This is a genomic window from Pseudomonas sp. 05N434 (genome assembly GCF_056396965.1).
This window is the reverse complement of the sequence record NZ_JBFTMK010000932.1, coordinates 1-1,030: the sequence shown is the minus strand read 5'-3', so window position 1 is coordinate 1,030 and position 1,030 is coordinate 1. Positions and strand designations below refer to the sequence as shown.

At 45.5% G+C, this 1,030-nt stretch carries 1 protein-coding gene; it reads right to left on the bottom strand.

Annotated elements, in window-relative coordinates:
• Positions 1 to 127: 127 nt before the first annotated feature.
• The coding region (locus tag AC1DLB_RS30825; protein WP_477786382.1) for an NAD-dependent epimerase/dehydratase family protein at positions 128 to 1,030 on the bottom strand (903 nt) is incomplete at its 5' end.

Here is a 1,030-nt window from a genome sequence, read left to right as displayed (position 1 = left end):
CCACGTAACGCTCCAGCCGGCTCCAGATGCTTGCCAGATAATTAACGGCCTTGCCCAGTGCGCTTTGCGAAGTGACCTGCCAATCCCATTGGTCCTGCGCCTAATACGGCGATTCGCTGTCCCATCATTAAAATTCCAGCACAATATTGCTATAAGTTGGATTATTAAATGTTTCGTCTATGGCGATGGCAAAGGGGGTGTAGGGAACCCCAAAGATTGAAGGCCAGTCGATGACTTCAAACTCATCTTTTGTACTCAGGGCCGCTAACTGTTGCGTTGTAAAGGGCGGGTTTTTATCAACGAGTGCCCACATCCAAAGCAAGGCATAAAAAAGTGTATAGGGTATTTTCACGATTTTTGTTTTCGAGTGAGTCACTCGTTTTATTTCGCGGATGATATCAATGTAATCAATTTTTTCATGTCCGGAAATATTGAAAATACCTTGTTTTTCTTGCTGCTCGATACAATTGATAATGATGTTGGAGAAGTCACCGGCGTAAAGAGGCTGGCGCATAAACTTACCGTCGCCGGGGATTGGGTACACTGGCGTTTTTTTCATGAAGCGGGCAAGCCAGCCGAGGTGCTTGCGGTCAAACCAGCCATACATAAGGGTGGGTCGAAGAATCGGGCAGGAAATATTGCTGGCTAATACCAATTCTTCTTGTTCACGCTTTGTTTGCGTATAGAAGTCGTCGGCTTTAGATTCCAGTACAGACGAGCTAATGTGAACAAGGTGCATGTTCGGATTGGCTTTTATCAAGTCCAGTATTAGGCGTGTTGAAATCACATTGTTTTGTACGAATTCTTGATAGATATTGCCACCGATTTGAGCTTGTAGCATGACGACCACTGCCGAGCCAACAAAGTGTTCGCTCCAACTACCTTTTTTTGAAAGGTCCGCATACTCAATAGTCAATTCTGGGTGAACAGACTTTAATATGGCGAGGTTCGTTCGGTGTTTGTCGAGCACCACGATGTCAGTGTATCCGCGGCTTTTTAAACGTGCCACCAAATTTTGCCCGACCAAACC